The 1,456-nt window shown below is 63.5% G+C and carries 2 protein-coding genes and 1 pseudogene; 2 read left to right on the top strand and 1 reads right to left on the bottom strand.

Annotated features, from left to right (window positions below):
• Positions 1 to 184: 184 nt before the first annotated feature.
• On the bottom strand, positions 185 to 853 hold the full coding sequence (locus AC1DOC_RS33455) for an RlmE family RNA methyltransferase (RefSeq protein ID WP_018905008.1): 669 nt from the start codon (positions 851 to 853) through the stop codon (positions 185 to 187).
• Positions 854 to 885: 32 nt separating this feature from the next.
• Here AC1DOC_RS33455 and AC1DOC_RS33450 point away from each other — a divergent pair, with 32 nt between their 5' ends.
• Together AC1DOC_RS33450 and AC1DOC_RS33445 are read left to right on the top strand one after the other, a co-directional pair.
• Positions 886 to 1,365 carry a YhbY family RNA-binding protein gene (locus AC1DOC_RS33450; RefSeq protein WP_012747730.1) on the top strand — a complete coding sequence of 160 codons (480 nt, stop codon included), beginning with the start codon at positions 886 to 888 and terminating at the stop codon, positions 1,363 to 1,365.
• A gap of 2 nt (positions 1,366 to 1,367) precedes the next feature.
• Positions 1,368 to 1,456 (top strand): annotated as a pseudogene (locus AC1DOC_RS33445) (glycosyltransferase); the annotation flags it as partial.

Genomic DNA, 1,456 nt, shown 5'->3' with positions numbered 1-1,456 from the left:
GTTCAAACGAAGCTCCAGTCGAAAGCGCGTGACAAGATTGTGAAAAGAACGCGCTATGGATACGCAATTGCGCCCCATTTTAGGCTTTTCAAGCTGCGAAAAGCGGGCATTTCCCTAAAGCAGCCATAGCCGGACAAGGGTTTGCGCCCCATGGGCACGCTTTGCGGGCCCCGGCGTCAAGGTATCAAAGCGTTTCCTGAGCCTTCAGACCCATGCCGACAAGGAAGGTTTCCGACGATTTGTCGCGCGAGGCCTTGGGTTTGAAGGGCTTCACGGTGCGGAAGTTCGCCTTGAACAGCTTCACCAGCTCGTCATAGCCGCTGCCATGGAAGAGCTTGGCCACCAGGGCCCCCTCGGGCTTCAGGTGGTGCTGGGCAAAGTCGATGGCAAGCTCGATCAGGTGCGCCACGCGGGCCGCATCGGCCGAATGGATGCCCGACAGGTTGGGTGCCATGTCGGAAACCACCAGGTCGGCCTTCCGGCCGGCCAGCACGCCCAGCACCTGCTCGAGCAGTTCCGTCTCGCGGAAATCGCCCTGCAGGAAGGTCACGCCCTCGATCGGCTCCATCGGCAGGATGTCCAGCGCAATGATGGTGCCGTTCAGCTCCCCGGCCGCGGCGCCCTCGGGCGACATGCGCCGGCGCAGGTACTGGCTCCAGGCTCCCGGCGTGGAACCCAGGTCGACCACCAGCTGGCCCGGCCGGACCAGGCCGAGCGATTCGTCGATTTCCTTGAGCTTGTAGGCGGCGCGTGCGCGGTATCCCTCGCGCGTGGCCAGTTTCACATACGGGTCGTTGATGTGGTCGTGCAGCCAGGCTTTGTTGACTTTTTTGCTTTTGGCTTTGGTGCTCATGGAGGTCTTTGTAACGCGTCGATAATACGGGGATGCCCGCCATTCAACTTACCCCTGCCGAGCGCAAGGTGCACCGCGCCGAAGCTCACCACCTGGATCCGATCGTCATGGTCGGTGGAGACGGGCTGACCCCTGCCGTGAAGAAAGAGGCCGACGCGGCTCTCAAGGCCCACGGCYTGATCAAGATCCGCGTCTTCTCCGACGACCGCCTGGCCCGCGACGCCATGCTGCAAGAGCTCGCCGATGAGCTCGGTGCCGCCCCCATCCAGCACATCGGCAAGCTGCTGGTGCTGTGGCGCCCCAAGCCCGAGAAGGAGCGCGTGGTCGATGAAGACCGCATGCCCGGCCCGCGCGACATCAAGGTGCTGAAGTACAGCAAGCGCGGCGGCCAGCGGCCCGAGATCAAGACCCTGCGCGTGCTCGGCAACCAGCGCCTCACGCCCGGCGGCACCATCAAGCGCGCCAAGGCCAAGCGGCCGCTCTCGGCCAAGAAACGCAACCAGGCAGACTGAACTTGGTGCCAGCGCAAGGCGCACAGCGCCACATTCTCTGCATGAAGTGGGGCACGAAATACGGCCCCGAATACGTCAACCGCCTCTACGC

The sequence above is a fragment of the Variovorax sp. 01T439_2 genome, from assembly GCF_056398445.1.
Note: the sequence above shows the minus strand (reverse complement) of the source record. Positions and strands in the feature narration are given on the sequence as shown.